9 protein-coding genes are annotated in these 16,742 nt (G+C 37.3%); 4 read left to right on the top strand and 5 right to left on the bottom strand.

All coding sequences use genetic code 11. From position 1 onward, the window contains the following. Positions 1–154: 154 nt before the first annotated feature. The 4 genes from EKM02_RS07735 to EKM02_RS07720 all read right to left on the bottom strand — a co-directional run bounded on the left by EKM02_RS07735 (position 155) and on the right by EKM02_RS07720 (position 5,845). A complete protein-coding gene (locus tag EKM02_RS07735; protein ID WP_126453892.1) occupies positions 155–2,461 on the bottom strand; it encodes a glycoside hydrolase family 65 protein in 2,307 nt (768 codons plus the stop codon). A 93-nt stretch (positions 2,462–2,554) separates the two neighbouring features. Further along, a complete protein-coding gene (gene pgmB, locus EKM02_RS07730; RefSeq protein ID WP_126453890.1) occupies positions 2,555–3,211 on the bottom strand; it encodes a beta-phosphoglucomutase in 657 nt (218 codons plus the stop codon). A gap of 3 nt (positions 3,212–3,214) precedes the next feature. Further along, positions 3,215–4,576 carry an MFS transporter gene (locus EKM02_RS07725; protein ID WP_126453888.1) on the bottom strand — a complete coding sequence of 454 codons (1,362 nt, stop codon included), beginning with the start codon at positions 4,574–4,576 and terminating at the stop codon, positions 3,215–3,217. A 246-nt stretch (positions 4,577–4,822) separates the two neighbouring features. Next, entirely contained in the window at positions 4,823–5,845 is a 1,023-nt protein-coding gene (locus tag EKM02_RS07720; protein ID WP_126453886.1) for a LacI family DNA-binding transcriptional regulator, read from the bottom strand. Positions 5,846–6,078: 233 nt separating this feature from the next. Here EKM02_RS07720 and EKM02_RS07715 point away from each other — a divergent pair, with 233 nt between their 5' ends. The 4 genes from EKM02_RS07715 to EKM02_RS07700 all read left to right on the top strand — a co-directional run bounded on the left by EKM02_RS07715 (position 6,079) and on the right by EKM02_RS07700 (position 14,727). Beyond that, the gene (locus EKM02_RS07715; protein WP_126453884.1) at positions 6,079–9,018 is read left to right on the top strand and encodes a SusC/RagA family TonB-linked outer membrane protein; all 2,940 of its coding nucleotides are present in this window, start codon (positions 6,079–6,081) and stop codon (positions 9,016–9,018) included. A gap of 17 nt (positions 9,019–9,035) precedes the next feature. Then, complete coding sequence (locus EKM02_RS07710) at positions 9,036–10,634, top strand: RagB/SusD family nutrient uptake outer membrane protein (RefSeq protein WP_126453882.1); 1,599 nt, start codon at positions 9,036–9,038, stop codon at positions 10,632–10,634. A gap of 24 nt (positions 10,635–10,658) precedes the next feature. Further along, positions 10,659–11,771, top strand: a complete 1,113-nt coding sequence (locus EKM02_RS07705) for a SusE domain-containing protein (protein WP_126453880.1) — start codon at positions 10,659–10,661, stop codon at positions 11,769–11,771. 73 nt (positions 11,772–11,844) lie between these two features. Then, a complete protein-coding gene (locus tag EKM02_RS07700) occupies positions 11,845–14,727 on the top strand; it encodes an alpha-amylase family glycosyl hydrolase (protein WP_126453878.1) in 2,883 nt (960 codons plus the stop codon). Between the two features lie 106 nt (positions 14,728–14,833). Here EKM02_RS07700 and acs read toward each other — a convergent pair whose 3' ends face one another. Further along, positions 14,834–16,741, bottom strand: a complete 1,908-nt coding sequence (acs, locus tag EKM02_RS07695) for an acetate--CoA ligase (protein WP_126453876.1) — start codon at positions 16,739–16,741, stop codon at positions 14,834–14,836. Position 16,742: the final 1 nt, after the last annotated feature.

The following is a 16,742-nucleotide window of genomic DNA, read 5'->3' as shown; positions in this document are numbered from 1 at the left end:
TTTGAATAGAACTATTTTCAGCATTTTAGAGGCCATTCTTTTTTTATTTAAGAGTAGTTTTCAATCGAACAATCCCAATAGATATTGGGATTGTCAGTAAGCCTAGCAAGGCTTGGGTTCAAATGATAGAATTAACTACAAGTTCTAGCAAATGTTAGTTTACGGAGACTAAATTTTCAGTAGTGACCACAAGAGTCTTGCCATTTACCACAATTTCCAATTCTTTATCTCCAAGAATTGTAAATGAAGTCTCTTTATGATTGATCGCTACTTTCAGAATTTGATTTCTAAAGTTGATTTTAAACGAATAGCCTTTCCATTGTTTTGGAATTTTTGGAGAAAAATGAAGCGTATCATCTTTAACTCTCATTCCGCCAAAACCTTCTACGATACTCATCCATGTTCCGGCCATTGATGTTATATGACACCCTTCTTCGACCTCTTTATTGTAATCATCAAGATCCAGACGTGACGTTCTCAAATAGAACGAGTACGCCATGTCCATTTTGTCTAATAAAGCGGCTTGAATCGAGTGTACGCAAGGCGAAAGGGAGCTCTCATGGACCGTAAAGGATTCGTAAAATTCAAAATTGTTTTTTAGTTCTTCTTTCGAAAAATGCTCTTCAAAGAAATAAAAACACTGCAAAACATCGGCTTGTTTGATGTATGGGGAACGCAAAATTCTATCCCAAGACCATTTCTGATTGATGGGTCTTTGGCTTTTATCCAAATCAGCTACTCGAACCAATTCTTTGTCCAAGAAACCGTCTTGTTGCAAGTACACATTATATTCTTCAGAAAAAGGGAAGTACATATTGTCCGAAACTTTTTTCCAAGACTGTAATTCGGAATCGGAGATTTTTACCTTTTCGGTAATTCTTTTGTGATCCGAAGGATATTCCAGCGACACTTTCTGAATTTGTTCGTAGGTATATTCCAGACACCATTTTGCAATATAATTGGTGTAAAAATTATTGTTTACATTGTTCTCATATTCGTTTGGACCCGTAACGCCAAGAATTACATATTGGTTTAAATTAGTCGAAAAATTCGCTCTTTGATGCCAGAAACGAGCAATTCCTATTAACACTTCCAGTCCTTTTTCAGGAATATAACTGTAATCGCCAGTGTATCTGTAAAAGTTATAAATGGCAAAAGCGATAGCTCCGTTTCTATGAATTTCTTCAAAAGTAATTTCCCATTCGTTATGACATTCCTCGCCGTTCATCGTCACCATTGGATACAAAGCTGCTCCGTTAGTAAATCCTAATTTAGTAGCGTTTTCAATGGCTTTATCCAATTGATTGTAACGGTACGTCAATAAATTCCGAGCCACTTCCTGATCTTTGGTCGCCATGTAAAACGGAATGCAGTACGCTTCCGTATCCCAATAGGTAGAACCTCCGTATTTCTCTCCGGTGAAACCTTTTGGACCAATATTCAATCGGGAATCTTTGCCTAAATAGGTTTGGTTTAATTGGAAAATATTGAAACGAATTCCTTGTTGTGCTTTGACATCGCCATCAATTGTAATGTCTGACATTTCCCAAATTTTTGCCCAAGCATCAATCTGGTCCTGCAACATTTGGTCATAGCCTACTGCTAAAGCGGATTGAATCACTTTTTCGGCAGCAGTAATGGTATTTTCATGGTTTAAAGAAACCGTATACCCGCCAATTTTTTGGATCGATGATTTTTGACCCTGTCCCACAATTACATCATAACTAAACTGAATTTTGTCAGCAGTTGCATCAATATTAGAAGGAGAAATTCCCGTTTTTTCACCACTAGTAAAAATGCTATTTTGCATGAAAGTGGTTACTTTGAAATGTGTTTTGAAGGTTTGTGCCGTTACAAAAGCTTCATTTCCTGATTTTTTTACATCAAGCGGTTCCCAGAATTTTTCTTCCCAGTTCGCATCTTCATTGGTTACACCAGCATCAATATAAGGTTTGTAAACAATTTTTGAATCTTTGTTCAAAGGGGTAATTTCATAATTGATAACCCCAACTTCATCCAACACGATTGAAAGAAAACGACGAATACTAACTGCGATTTCGGTTCCGTTTTTTAAAGTGGCTTCAAAAGAGCGGTGGTACCAACCTTCTTTCATGTTCAGCTCTCGACGAAAGTTTTTAACTTCAGCACAGGTATTCAAATCTAATTTTTCTCCATTGATTTCAATATCAATTCCAATCCAGTTTGGTGCATTCAAAACTTTAGCAAAGTATTCCGGATACCCGTTTTTCCACCAGCCCACTTTGGTTTTATCCGGATAATAAATTCCCGCAATATAACTTCCCTGAAATGTTTCACCAGTATAATTTTCTTCAAAATTAGCCCGTTGTCCCATAGCACCGTTGCCAATGCTGAACAGACTTTCAGATGATTTTACGCACTCGGCATCAAATCCTTCTTCTATGATAGACCAATTGTCTGGTTTTATATAATCTTGATTCATTTTTTATAATTTAAAAATTCAAAGATTAAAAATTCAAAAATTATTGTGATGCACAAATAACATTATCCTTTTTACTTTTTTGAATTTGTTTCGTTATTTGTTAATTAATTCTTCTATGAATTGGGTATCGATAGCTGTAAAATCGTTGAAGATGTATTTTGCTTCGTGCAAAGTAGTTGCTTCCCCAATTCCTATGCTGGTCATATTACCAATATTCGCCGCTTGAACTCCTGCGACTGAATCTTCAAAAACAATTGAATCTTCTGGTTTTATTTTTAATAATTTTGCGGCCATTAAGAATACTTCCGGATCGGGTTTCGCATTGGTCACATCATTTCCGTCTACAACAGCGTCAAAATAAGAGAGTAGTCCTGTTTTTTCCAGAATAGGTCTGGCGTTTTTACTTGCAGAACCCAATGCGATGGGTTGGTTGTTTTCTTTTAAAAATTTTAAAATTGGAAATACTCCCGGAAGAATTTCGCTTTCATCCATATCGACTAAATAGGATAAATAGTCTTCATTTTTTTGAACTAACCATCGGTCTTTATCTTCTTGTAAAGCTTCCACTTTTCCCAGTTCTAATATAATATCCAAAGAGCGCACCCGGCTGACTCCTTTTAGTAATTCGTTGTGTTCCAGTGTAAATTCGATATTTAATTCATTTGCAATTTTTTGCCACGCTAAATAATGGTATTTAGCCGTGTCTACAATCACTCCGTCTAGGTCGAATATAAATGCTTTTGTATTCATTGATTATTGTTTTATTAGGTCATCAACATCTTGTACTTTAACTACTAAAATAGCAGCAATCAAAAAGCTGACACCACTAGTGACTAATGCAAATATGGCATTGTCATGGTATACATATTTAACTAATGGTCCGCCAATTAAGGCATTGATAATTTGGGGAATAACGACAAAGAAGTTGAAAATACCCATGTAAACTCCCATTTTCATTGGGGAGATTGATCCGGCTAATATGGCATACGGCATAGATAGAATACTAGCCCAAGCGATACCCACTGCAACCATAGAAAGAATAAGCCAGTTTTCGTTAGGGACAAAATAGATCGAAATTAATCCAAGGCCACCAATAATAAGGGATAGGGAATGGGTTAATTTTCTTCCGATTTTTTTTGCGATATAAGGCAACGCAAAAGCATAGAAAGCAGAAACCAAATTGTAAATACCAAACAACACGCCAACCCAGTCTCCTGCGTTTTGATACGCCTCACTTTTGCTGTCCGAAATAGGTAAACCATAAATATGATGGGCTATGGCCGGAGTGGTAAAAACCCACATTCCAAACAAACCAAACCAAGAGAAAAATTGTACCCAACTCAATTGCCGCATCGTGGTAGGCATTTTTCTGAAATCATCAAAAATGTCTAGTACGCTGGATTCTTTAGCATTGGCATCAGCCACTTTGGTTTTCTGATGCGCCATTTCGTCTTCAAATTGGGCTAGCTCTTCCGGAGAATATTCTTTGGTAGAAAAAATGGAAACCAGGATAGAACCTATAAGTATAACAGCTCCAATTACAAAAGATAAAATCAAATGCATGGGAACACCGCCATCCTCATCTCTATTGGAAACGCCAAACCAATTCGTCAAAACATAAGGCAGCCAAGAACCAATCACGGCACCGAAACCAATTAAGGCGGTTTGTACGCTAAATCCAAGTGTTCTTTGATCCGTTCTTAAATTGTCGCCTACTAAAGCCCTGAAAGGTTCCATAGCAATATTGAAAGAGGCATCCATAATCATCAACATTCCGGCACCTACCCATAAGGCAGGCAAAAGAGCAATGAAAATTTCAGCTTGTGGCATTAGTATTAAACCAATGGAGGCTAACAAAGCACCCACTAAAAAGAACGGTTTTCGTCTTCCAAATTTCCCCCACGTTTTATCACTGTAATGGCCTATGATGGGCTGTACAATAAGTCCCATCAACGGGGCAATGATCCAAAACCAGGATAGTTCGTGCATATCAGCACCAAAAATCTGAAGAATTCTGCTGGCATTAGCATTTTGCAGTGCAAAACCCATCTGTATTCCCAGAAATCCGAAACTCATGTTCCAAATTTGCCAGAAACTTAATCTACGCTTTTCCATTATCGTAATTTATAAATTAATACGATAAGCGATATGCTTATCAAAACTTGTCTTATTTTCGAAGTAAAAGTGAGGCTTTGATGGGGTAAATATAAAAATATATTTTAAACTTTTGTTTTTCAGATACAAATAAAAAGAAACATTTTTCACTACAAGGTTGTAGTACTGAATATAATACAGCTGTTTTAAAAATTAGTCACAGTTTTCAGTCGCAGTTTTCTGAAGGCAACTGAAAACGTATAATATCTAATGTGTAGATTCTCTTTCTATCAGATGCGTTTCAATTACTTCAGTTTTGTAATTTTCATCTTCTTCATCTTCCTCAGATTCAAGTCTTTCAATCAGCATTTTTGCCGCTTTATTTCCCATTTTGATACCATTCTGACTTACAGTAGTAATAGTAGGTGTAGAATATTTAGAAATGATGCCATCTGTAAAGGCAATAACGGCTAAGTCTATAGGTACATTGAGGCCTATTTTATTGGCGGTTTTAATTATTGTTACTGCAAAAAGTTCGTTTACTGCAAAAACGGCATCAATGGCTTTGTCTTCTAATAATTTTCCAATGGTGATTTCGCAGGTATCAACATCTTCAATTTTGATAATAAGGTTTTCATTGAAGGGGATGTCATTGTCCAGTAATGCTTTGATATAGCCATCTGTGCGAAGTTTACCTACACTCACATAATCAACAGTGGTAACTAAGGCAATTTTTTTTCGTCCTTTATCAATCAAGCTCTGAACGGCTTCATAGGCTGCAGATTGATCGTCTATAATGACTTTGTCGCAAAGGATATCGTTCGTAACTCTGTCAAACATGACTACAGGCATTCCCTGATTGATGACTTCTGTAATGTGGTGAAAATCGCCTTTGAATTGGGTTTCTTTAGACAGTGACATAATGAATCCGTCAATACTGCCGTTAGCGAGCATTTCCATATTCAGGACTTCTTTATCAAAGGAATCGTCTGAGAGGCAAATGAGTACGCTATACCCGTTTTCATTGGCCACTTGTTCAATTCCATTGATGACCGTGGAGAAGAAATGATGCACAATTTCCGGGATGATAATTCCAATGGTTTTTGTTTTTCTGTTTTTTAGGCTCAGCGCAATGTTATTGGGTTTGTAATTGTAAAATTTGGCGAAAGCTTGTACTTTAAGTCTGGTTTCCTCGCCTATTTCTGGACTGTTCCGTAATGACTTAGAAACGGTAGAAATAGAAACGTCTAATTCTTTGGCAATTTGTTTAAGCGTTATTTTCCTTTTCATGTGGAGAGGGAGTAAAATTTTATTTCGTAATAAAGATAAAATTTAATTTTACAAATGGTAATTAAACGGGTTAAAATTTAAATAAATCAGAAAGTTTTCAACACTATTACGTTTTCGTAACCCAATTAAAAAGGGCTCTTGTCGGGCGTGTAAAAATTTACATAAATTTAACATTCGAAGTAATAGTTACGCTTAAAAATTCAAGGAAAATTCAATTAAATTAAAGAAAATGTATGAAAACAATTTATAAAAAGTTGTTGATTTTAGTACTGCTGCTCCCTTTTAGTGTTCTGGCTCAGAATAGTGTTGGCGGAACCGTTCTTGATAAAGTGTCAGGACAGCCAATTCCAGGGGTAAACATAAATGTACAGGGTACAAATAATGGTGTTTCTACTGATTTTGATGGTAAATATCAGTTGTCTAATGTAAAAAGAGGGGATAAAATTGTGTTCTCTTATATTGGTTACACCAATACGGTCGTGACTTATGTTGCTCAAAATTCATTAAACGTGTCTTTAGAAGAAGATGCCAATCAATTAAAAGAAGTGGTGATCCAAGTGGGTTACGGGACTGTTAAGAAAAAAGATGCTACAGGAGCGGTAACCGTGCTGACTTCCAAAGATTTTAATAAAGGACCTGTTACTTCTGCAGATCAAATGATAACAGGGAAAGTAGCTGGTTTGCAGGTTATTAATGGAGGAGGTTCTCCAGGTGAAGGTGCAACTATCAGAATTAGAAGTGGCTCTTCACTATCTGCTAATAACGATCCGTTGTATGTTATTGATGGTGTGCCGGTTGCTGCTGGTGGCGTAGAAGGAAGTAGAAATCCTTTGAGTACTATTAATCAAAATAATATTGAATCGATTACGGTTTTGAAAGATGCTTCGGCAACTGCTATCTACGGATCTCGTGCTTCGAATGGGGTAATTATCATTACTACTAAAAAAGGTAAAGCAGGGGAAATGCAAATTAATTATAATGCAAACTTCCAGGTTTCTGAAATCACGAATAAAGTAGATGCTTTATCAAGTACACAATTCAGAGATTTTGTAACGGCTAACGGAAATGCTGCTCAAATCGCGTTGATGGGTGCTGCTGATACAGATTGGCAGGATGAAATATTCAGAACAGCTATTGGTACAGATCATAATATTGCCCTAAGCGGTGGTTCTGATAATATAGTGTACAGAGCCTCTGTGGGATATGCTAATTTGAATGGTATCTTAAAAAGAGATAACATGCAGCGTACTACAATGTCTGCTGGTATAACCGGAAACTTCTTTGATGATCATTTAAAGATAGAATTGAATAATAATACGTCTCTGATTAATAGTAATTATAGTAATCGTGGTGCTATTGGTTCAGCCATTCGTTTTGATCCAACACAAGCGGTAAGAAATCCTGACGGAACCTTTTTTCAATGGTATACGTCTCCAACTGAAATCAACCAATTGGCAGGCAGAAACCCATTGTCTCAAATCGAACAACAAAACAATTTTGGAACAGCATACAGAAGCATTGGAAATATTCAAACCGAATATAAAATGCATTTTTTACCAGAATTAAAAGCAGTAGCTAATTTTGGTTACGATCAATTAACAGGACGTTCATTTGGTAATACAGAAGCTAATTTTTTGAATGGTCTTTCCGGTTCCGGTTTCAACAATACGTATGAAAGAACTCAGTCACGTTTCAATAAATTGATGGATTTGTACTTGAATTACAACAAAAAAGTAGAATCGATCAATACCGTTTTTGATGTTACCGGTGGGTATTCCTACCAAGATTTCAGAGAGACTTTTTACTCCTCCAATTTTAATTTCCAGAGTAATAACACTACGGTAGATCCTAATTTCCCGTCCCGTATCAACTTGCAGTCTTTCTTTGCAAGAACAAATATTAATATCGCCGATAAGTATTTAGTGACTTTGTCCTATAGACGTGATGGTACTTCAAGATTTACAGAATCGAATCGTTGGGCTAATTTCCCTGCCGTTGCTTTGGCTTGGAAACTGAACGAAGAAAACTTCTTGAAAGACGTAAGTAGTATTTCTACCTTAAAAATTCGTGGGGGTTGGGGTATTACCGGACAACAGGATATTGGAATAAGTTATCCTTCTATTCCGTTGTATTTAGCCTCTAATACTGCTGCTCAATACCCGTTTGGAAGTCAGTTTTACACTACTTACAGACCACAGCCGTACAATAGTAATTTGAAATGGGAACAAACCACTACTGTGAATGCAGGGTTGGATTTTGGATTTTTGAACAATAGAATCAATGGTAGTGTTGATTTGTACAAAAGAACAACAGAAGATTTATTATTGTACACACAAAATCCATCTTTCTTCGGGTTTTCAAATTTTGACAATTATAACGTAGGAACAATTGAAAATAGGGGGATTGAGATTGCTGCAGAAGTAATCCCATTTCGTTCTGATGATTTTGAATGGAGAATTGGCGGAAACGTAACCTTTCAAGAGTCTAAAATCACTAAGCTGACTACTACACTTCCTAACACGCCAGGAATTAATGTTGGAGGCTATGAAGGTGCTACCGGAAATTTTATTCAAAATCACCAAGTGGGTTATGCACCAAGTTCTTTTTACGTGTATGAGCAAGCGTATGGTGTAAATGGAAAACCTTTAGATGGGGTGTATGTTGACAGAAATCAAGATGGAATAATATCAGAGTTGGATAAATACCGTTTTCATAAACCGGCAGCAGATGTTTTTTACGGGTTTAACACCAGTGTAACCTACAAAAATTTTGATATGGGCATGAACTGGAGAGGATCATGGGGTAATTACAATTACAACAATGTGGATTCCAGTAAAGGATCTTTCAATAATATTTTGATCAGAAACACAGATTTGTCAAACGGAGTTGAAAATGTTTTGGAAACAGGTTTCAGATCTAATGACACCAAACGTTTCGAATCTGATTATTACATTCAAGATGCCTCTTTTGTAAGATTAGACAACGTAAGTGTTGGATATACTTTCAATCAAAAAGAGAATACGTCTTCATTAGTTAAATTGACATTGTCAGCACAAAATGTTTTGATCATTACTAATTATGAAGGATTAGATCCAGAAATTTCTGGAGGTATAGACGGAAATTTATACCCACGACCAATTACTTTCACGTTAGGTTTAAACGTTAATTTCTAATACAAATAGCAAGAAAAATGAAAAAGATACAAATAAAATTATTGGGCATTTCTTTGTTACTGTGCGTGATGGTATTCTCATCGTGTACAGATGATTTGAGCCAAGCCCCGGCAAGTAGTGTTGCAGTTCCGGGAGAACAGTTTTTTAGCACACCGGAATCGTACAAACAAAATCTGGCCAAGTTATACGCAGGATTTGCTACTTCAGGGCAAACGGCAGCTGGTTCTCCAGATATCTCCGGAATTGATGAAGGGGAAAGTCAATACATCAGAGGGATCTGGTTGATGCAGGAATTAACAACAGATGAGGCCGTAATCGCCTGGAATGATGGGACAATAAAAGACCTTCATTCACAAACATGGACTTCTTTAGACCGTTTTATCACGGCTACATTTGCCCGATTTTCTTTTCAAATTGTAAACTGTAATGAGTTTTTAAGACAAACTACGGATGCTAAATTAGCCTCCAGAGGTCTTGATGCCGCTTTGATAGCAGAGATTAAAACCTACAGAGCAGAAGCGCGTTTTATTAGAGCATTCACCTATTGGCACTTGATTGATATGTTTGGCGGAGGTTCTTTGGTAACTGAGGATTCCCCAACGAGTTTTTACTACCCGGAATATGCTTCAAGAGCAGAATTGTACAAATTTGTGGATGCCGAATTAACAGCAATTATTCCAGAATTGAAAGCGCCAAAATCAAATGAGGCGTATCGTGTGGATCAAGCTGCTGCCTGGATGTTACAAGCTAAGTTGTACATGAATGCTAAAGTATATATTGGTACTGATAATTATGCAGGAGCATTGCCTTTGATCACTAAAGTAATAGGATCAGGGTATACTTTACACAACAATTATAACCAATTATTTTTTGCGGATAATGATAGAAACGGAGCTCAAAACGAATTCATTTTTGCAATTGCTTTTGATGGACTAAGAACGCAAACGTTTGGTGGGACTACTTTCTTGACGCATGCACCAGTTGGTGGTACTATGAAGGCTTCTGAATTTGGAATCAATGGTGGTTGGGCTGGTATCAGAACAACATCAGCATTTGTAAATAAGTTTAGTGAAAATACTACAGACGCAAGAGGTCAATTTTATACCGATGGACAAACTAAAGAAATTGCTGATATTGGTACATTTACTGATGGATACGCAATTCAGAAATTTAGAAATGTGACGGTAAACGGAGTTCAGGGCTCAGATAAATCAGGAGACTTTTCTGACTCTGATTTTCCAATGTTCCGTTTAGCCGATGCGTATTTAATGTATGCTGAATGTGCGGTAGTTGGTAAAGTAGGAGATCTAGGAACTGCCAGAGGATATGTAAATGCTTTAAGAACCAGAGCGAATGCTTCAACGATAAGCGCTCTTACTGCGGATGCTGCAGGTGCTAACCTGATTCTAGACGAGCGAGCAAAAGAACTGCACTGGGAAGGACACCGAAGAACGGATTTAATTCGTTTTGGTAAATTTACAGGCGGTAGTTATGTGTGGCCTTGGAAAGGAAATGTAGCGGGTGGTGCGCCAACGCAAGCATTTAGAAATTTATTTCCTATTCCTGCTACAGCATTAGCATCAAACAATAAATTGAAACAAAACCCTGGGTATTAATAAAATTTAAATAATAAATAAAAAATGAAAAATATAACTAAATCAGTAATTGCCTTATTCGCAGTTCTTACCTTGTCTTGTAGCGTAGAGGATGTAGAAGACAGACCAGTAATTCAAGGAGTGGATACTCCTGAATTAGTGGCGCCTGAAAATGATAAATCATACGTTTTACTAGAAGAAAATGCGGAAGACGTTGCAGAACGTTTTGTGTGGACCAAAGCAACTTATGCTGGTAATGTAGAGATTGGGTACAAACTTTTGATGGATGTTAAAGGAGGAAATTTTACAAAAGCAATTGAATTAGGAGGAACTTCTGGAGCAACTCAAATTGAAGTAACTGTAAAAACATTGAATCAAGCAGTAATTCAATTGGGTGGCACACCTGATCAACTGGGTTCTTATGATGTCAAAGTAGTTTCTAGTTTAGCAGGAATTGAAAAAATGATGTCTAAAACTCCACTGACTATTTTAGTTAATGCGTATACTGGATTAATTCCTTACGCATTTAAAGACTGGTATTTTGTAGGCGACGCAACTGCTTCAGGATGGAACAATAATAATAAAAACCAACCTTTATTCAGAAGCGGAACAAACCCAAGTTTGTATCAATTTACTGGATTTTTCAAAGCGGGTGCTTTCAAATTAATTTCTACACTTGGACAATGGGCTCCAATGTATGGTAAAGGAGATAATGGTGCTATTGTGGCAAGACCTACAGAAGCTGCTCCAGATCCAGCATCTTTTACTATTGCAACTGAAGGCTATTATACTTTTACAATGAATACTGAAACATTAAAATACACTTTAGTGATGTATAATGCCGCTGCTGCTAAAACTTTTACTACCGTAGGTATCATTGGAGATAGCACACCATTAAAATGGGATGCTTCAACAGCATTAACTCAATCCACGTTCAATTCTCATGTTTGGTCATTAAATTTGTTGCCATTAAATGATGGTAAAGCTAAATTTAGAGCAAATAATGCATGGGACGTAAGTTGGGGTGGAAACACTGCTTTTTCAGGATTCCCAAATAACGGAGCAAGTGGAGGTGACCTACCGGTTGCCAAATCAAAATATAAAATCTATTTCAATGATTTAGATGGCAGTTATTTGATGATTCCTAATCAAGAATAATTTATTTCGATACTAAAAGGGCTGTCTGAGTGATCGCCCTTTTTTTAGCTTTTAATTTAACCAACAGTAAACCATGAAAAAAAATCTACTTTTTTTATTGTTCTTTCTTTCAATTGTAGCTACTGCGCAACAACAAACCATCGCGTATTCGATAAGTCCGGCCACTTTTGAAGAAACAACATCCGTAACAATCACTATTACTGGTAATAATGTGGATGAAGCAGCTTGGGGAATTACCGGGAATGCTTTGTATATGTGGACTTGGTCTCTGGATATCAATGATGCCAACAGTATAGATTGCCCCACTAATGGCACTTGGACTGCGTCTAACGAAGCCAACCGTTTTGCCTATAATTCGGCTACGAATACTTATACTAAAACGTTTACACCAAATGTTTTTTATAACAGAAATGGAATTGGTAGAATAGGATTCCTAGTAAAAGCGAAAGATGGAACGGGAGATAAAAAATCCCAGGATAATTTTGTTGAAGTTGGTGCGTACCAAGTGACACTAAATGCACCCGCAGAAAATAGTGCAACCATTATTGCAACTGGTGGTAGTTTAAATATTTCAGCTGCTAATACAGGCGGAAATGCTAGTTATGTTTTGAAGGCAAACGGAGCAACTTTAAATACAAATCCAGCGACTTCCAGTTATACTTTTAATCACACAAATATTACCGGTAATCAAAACTACGAGTTGCAGGTTACTCAGGGAACAACCGTAATCACTAAAAAGTTTAGCGCTGTAGTGAATCCAAATGTGGTTAGTGAGTCGATGCCGGCGGGATTATTGGACGGGATCAATTACAATACGGGTGATGCGACAAAAGCGACTTTAGTTCTAGATGCACCGTTCAAAGATTTTATTTATGTAGCAGGAAGTTTCAACAATTGGCAGCCAACAGGTGCTTTTGCCATGAAAAAAGATCCAGCTTCGGACAAGTTTTGGTTGGAATTAACAGGACTAGTTTCAGGAACAAATTATTCCTACCAATATTGGGTAGTTGATGCGAGTCCTATTGCAGGAACGCCTTCTTTAGTGAAAACTGCAGATCCTTATTCTACTTTGGTTTTATCCCCTTTTGATGATCCTTATATTTTAAATTATCCTAATTTGCCGGCTTATCCCGTGGGTCAGGAACGTGAAGTGACGGTATTGCAAACCGGTAAAGCTGCTTACGCTTGGAGTAGCGCCACTACAAACTTTGTTAAACCAGCTAAAGAAAAATTAGTAGTTTATGAATTGTTAGTGCGTGATTTTGATGCCAATAAAAGCTATCAAGATTTGATTAATAAAATCGATTATTTCAAAAATTTGAAGATAAATGCGATTGAGTTAATGCCAGTAATGGAGTTTGAAGGTAATGAAAGTTGGGGTTACAATACCTCTTTTCACATGGCTTTGGATAAATTCTATGGCACTTCGGATAAATTGAAAGAGTTTATTGATTTATGCCATCAAAACGGAATTGCTGTTATTCTTGATGTGGCGCTAAATCACGCTTTTGGTAGAAACCCAATGCTTCGCATGTGGATGAATGATCCTGATGGCGATGGCTGGGGCTCGCCTTCCACTGAAAATCCTTATTTTAATACAACAGCGATGCACAGTTATAGTGTAGGTGAGGACTTTAATCATCAACTGCCCAGAACACAAAATTATGTACGACGGGTCATTAAACAATGGGTTGAAGAATATAAAATTGACGGTTTCCGTTGGGATTTAACCAAAGGTTTTACACAAAATTGTCCAGCGAACGTAGCTGGCGGGCAAGAAAATTGTACCGGCAGTTTACAACAAGACAGAATAGATGTATTAAAAAAATATGCCGATTATTCTTGGGACTTAGATCCAAATCATTACGTTATTTTCGAACATTTGGGTGGTAATGAGGAAGAACAACAATGGGCTAATTACAGGTTGAATGAAACGCCAAGTAAAGGCGTGATGATGTGGGGAATAATGACTTTTGACTATAACAATCTTACAAAAGGGTATGCAGGTAATATTTCAAGAATGAGTTCATCAAGTCGAGGATTTACTGCACACCGATTGATGGGCTATGCTGAGAGTCATGATGAGGAGCGCTTAATGTACAATAATGTGCAAGCAGGAAACAATACCACTGCGGACCATAATGTACGAACCCTTACTGTAGCTTTATCCAGAATGTCTGCATTAGGAGCTGTTTCTTTATTGGTTCCAGGGCCAAAAATGATTTGGCAATTTGGAGAATTAGGATGGAATTCTTCTATTTTTACCTGCAATAATGGAACTGTGAACTCTCCTTCAGATGGTACATCAGGAGATTGTAAGTTAGATACTAAACCGCAACCACAATGGGTCAATAACTGGATTGGAGATACCAACAGAAGCAAGATTTACAATGATTGGTCCAAAATGATTACGATGAAGACCGAAGAACCTGTGTTTTTAGGAACTGTAACAATCAATAATAGCAGTTCGTTATTACCGAATATCAAAATTACCAACAGTGCACTAGCATCAACACAACTGAAAGATGTATTGATTGTAGCTAATTTTGATGTGACGTCAAAAAATGCTCCTTCCGGGTTTCCATACACCGGAACATGGTACAATTTGATGGACAATACTTCTATTAATGTAATCAGTACCTCAGCTGCAATTACTTTGAAACCGGGAGAATTTAAAATCTATGGGAATAAAACAGCATCATTGGCAATAGCGGATTACGAAAAATCACCAACGATTGTGTTGTATCCAAATCCGGCATCTGATTATTTTACGTTGAATGAAACAACTGCTAAAGTGCAGGTATTTTCTATCACGGGACAATTGGTAAAAAGTTTTGATACTAATAAAACGGCAGGATCTCAATTTTCGGTTAGTGATTTGAATCAAGGACTTTACATCGTAAAAACATTTGATGAAAATAATGAAATGAAAGTATTGAAACTGTTGAAAAATTAAGAATACCTTGAAGATTGAAAAGGCTGTCCATAAAAAGACAGCCTTTTTTGTATAAAAAAACTGCTCCATAAATGAAGCAGTTTTCAACTACAATTACAACTAAATATTATATTTTACCGTCTTTGATTTCCTCCACAATTTCAGGATTTAACAAGGTTGAGGTATCGCCAAAATTAGAATAATCCCCTTCGGCAATCTTACGCAAAATTCTGCGCATAATTTTTCCGGAACGGGTTTTTGGCAAACCGGAAACAAACTGGATTTTGTCTAATTTGGCAATGGGTCCTATGTGATCGGATATGTGTTGGTTGATCTCTTTACTCAGGTTTTCTCTGTCGCGATATTCTCCGGTTTCTTTTAGAATTACAAAACCATACAACGCATTTCCTTTGATATCATGCGGGAAACCTACAATGGCTGATTCCGCAACAGCAGGATGTTCATTGATGGCATCTTCAATAGGGGCAGTCCCCAGATTGTGTCCGGAAACAATTACTACATCATCTACACGTCCAGTGATTCTGTAATACCCAACCTCGTCACGCAAAGCGCCGTCGCCAGTGAAATATTTACCTGGAAAGGTAGAAAAATAGGTTTCTTTATACCGTTGATGATCGCCCCAAATTGTTCTTGCAATTCCTGGCCAAGGAAATTTAATACACAAACTTCCGGTAACCTGATTCCCTTCAATTTCATTTCGTTTTTCATCCATCAAAACGGGTTGGATTCCCGGTAAAGGTAATGAAGCATAAGTAGGTTTTGTCGGGGTTACAAAGGCAATTGGCGAAATCATAATTCCTCCGGTTTCCGTTTGCCACCACGTATCTACCACAGGACATTTTTTATCGCCTACGTGGTTGTTGTACCAGTGCCATGCTTCCTCATTGATGGGTTCTCCTACAGATCCAATTACTTTCAAAGAGGTCAACTGGTAGCGCTGTACGTATTCGATGCTTTCTTTTGCCAAAGCTCTAATCGCTGTTGGCGCCGTGTAAAACTGGGTAACTTTGTGTTTTTCGATGGTTTGCCAAAAGCGACTGAAATCAGGATAAGACGGAACGCCTTCGAAAATTACGGTCGTAGCTCCGTTCAATAACGGGCCGTAAAGAATATAGGAATGTCCGGTAATCCAGCCAATATCAGCGGTACACCAGAAAATATCATTGTCTTCATAATTAAAAACGTTCTTGAACGTATATGCGGAATACACCATATAACCGGCCGTAGTGTGAACCATTCCTTTTGGTTTTCCTGTTGAACCGGAAGTATAAAGGATGAACAAAGGATCTTCGGCATCCATGATTTCAGCCACATTGTTATTCGAAGCTTGGTCTAAAAGTGGTTGCAGCCATTGGTCACGACCTTCTTTCATGTGGATAGTGGAGTTGATTCTTTTAGCTACTAAAACGTTCTCTACACAAGGGCAATTCAATAAGGCTTCGTCAACGATACTTTTTAAATCGATGGTTTTATTCCCGCGATACCCACCATCTGAAGTGATGACCATTTTACATTCGCTGTCATTGATTCTTGCGGCAACTGCCGAGGCGGAAAATCCTGCGAAAACAACCGAATGGATTGCTCCAATTCTGGCGCAGGCCAGAGTGGTAATCGCTAATTCAGGAATCATGGGTAAATAAATACAAACCCGATCTCCTTTTTGTATGCCTTGCTCCTTTAAGATATTCGCCATTTTGCAAACACGCTCGTATAACTCATTATATGAAATATGCAATGCTTCTTCATTTGGGTCATTCGGTTCAAAAATGATAGCTGTTTTATCTCCTTTTTTAGCAAGATGCCTGTCGATACAGTTTTTTACAATGTTTACTTTGGCATTGGTAAACCATTTTATTTCGGCGTCAGCCATATTGAAATCAACTACTTTATCCCATTGCTGGTACCAAGTAAAATTCTCTGAGGCCACTTTGTCCCAGAATTTTCCCGGTTCACGAATTGATTTTTTGTAATGTTTAAAGTACTCTTCTAGATTATTAATTTTATAGTAACTCATG

Origin of the sequence: Flavobacterium sp. RSP49 (assembly GCF_003968735.1) — a bacterium.
Lineage (GTDB): Bacteria > Bacteroidota > Bacteroidia > Flavobacteriales > Flavobacteriaceae > Flavobacterium.
This window is presented reverse-complemented; position numbering and strand designations above follow the sequence as displayed.

Excerpts from the sequence above, each read along its gene's own strand:
- EKM02_RS07735 (WP_126453892.1), bottom strand. The coding sequence starts at position 2,461 with ATGAATCAAGATTATATAAAACCAGACAATTGGTCTATCATAGAAGAA.
- pgmB (WP_126453890.1), bottom strand. The coding sequence starts at position 3,211 with ATGAATACAAAAGCATTTATATTCGACCTAGACGGAGTGATTGTAGAC.
- EKM02_RS07725 (WP_126453888.1), bottom strand. The coding sequence starts at position 4,576 with ATGGAAAAGCGTAGATTAAGTTTCTGGCAAATTTGGAACATGAGTTTC.
- EKM02_RS07720 (WP_126453886.1), bottom strand. The coding sequence starts at position 5,845 with ATGAAAAGGAAAATAACGCTTAAACAAATTGCCAAAGAATTAGACGTT.
- EKM02_RS07715 (WP_126453884.1), top strand. The coding sequence starts at position 6,079 with ATGAAAACAATTTATAAAAAGTTGTTGATTTTAGTACTGCTGCTCCCT.
- EKM02_RS07710 (WP_126453882.1), top strand. The coding sequence starts at position 9,036 with ATGAAAAAGATACAAATAAAATTATTGGGCATTTCTTTGTTACTGTGC.
- EKM02_RS07705 (WP_126453880.1), top strand. The coding sequence starts at position 10,659 with ATGAAAAATATAACTAAATCAGTAATTGCCTTATTCGCAGTTCTTACC.
- EKM02_RS07700 (WP_126453878.1), top strand. The coding sequence starts at position 11,845 with ATGAAAAAAAATCTACTTTTTTTATTGTTCTTTCTTTCAATTGTAGCT.
- acs (WP_126453876.1), bottom strand. The coding sequence starts at position 16,741 with ATGAGTTACTATAAAATTAATAATCTAGAAGAGTACTTTAAACATTAC.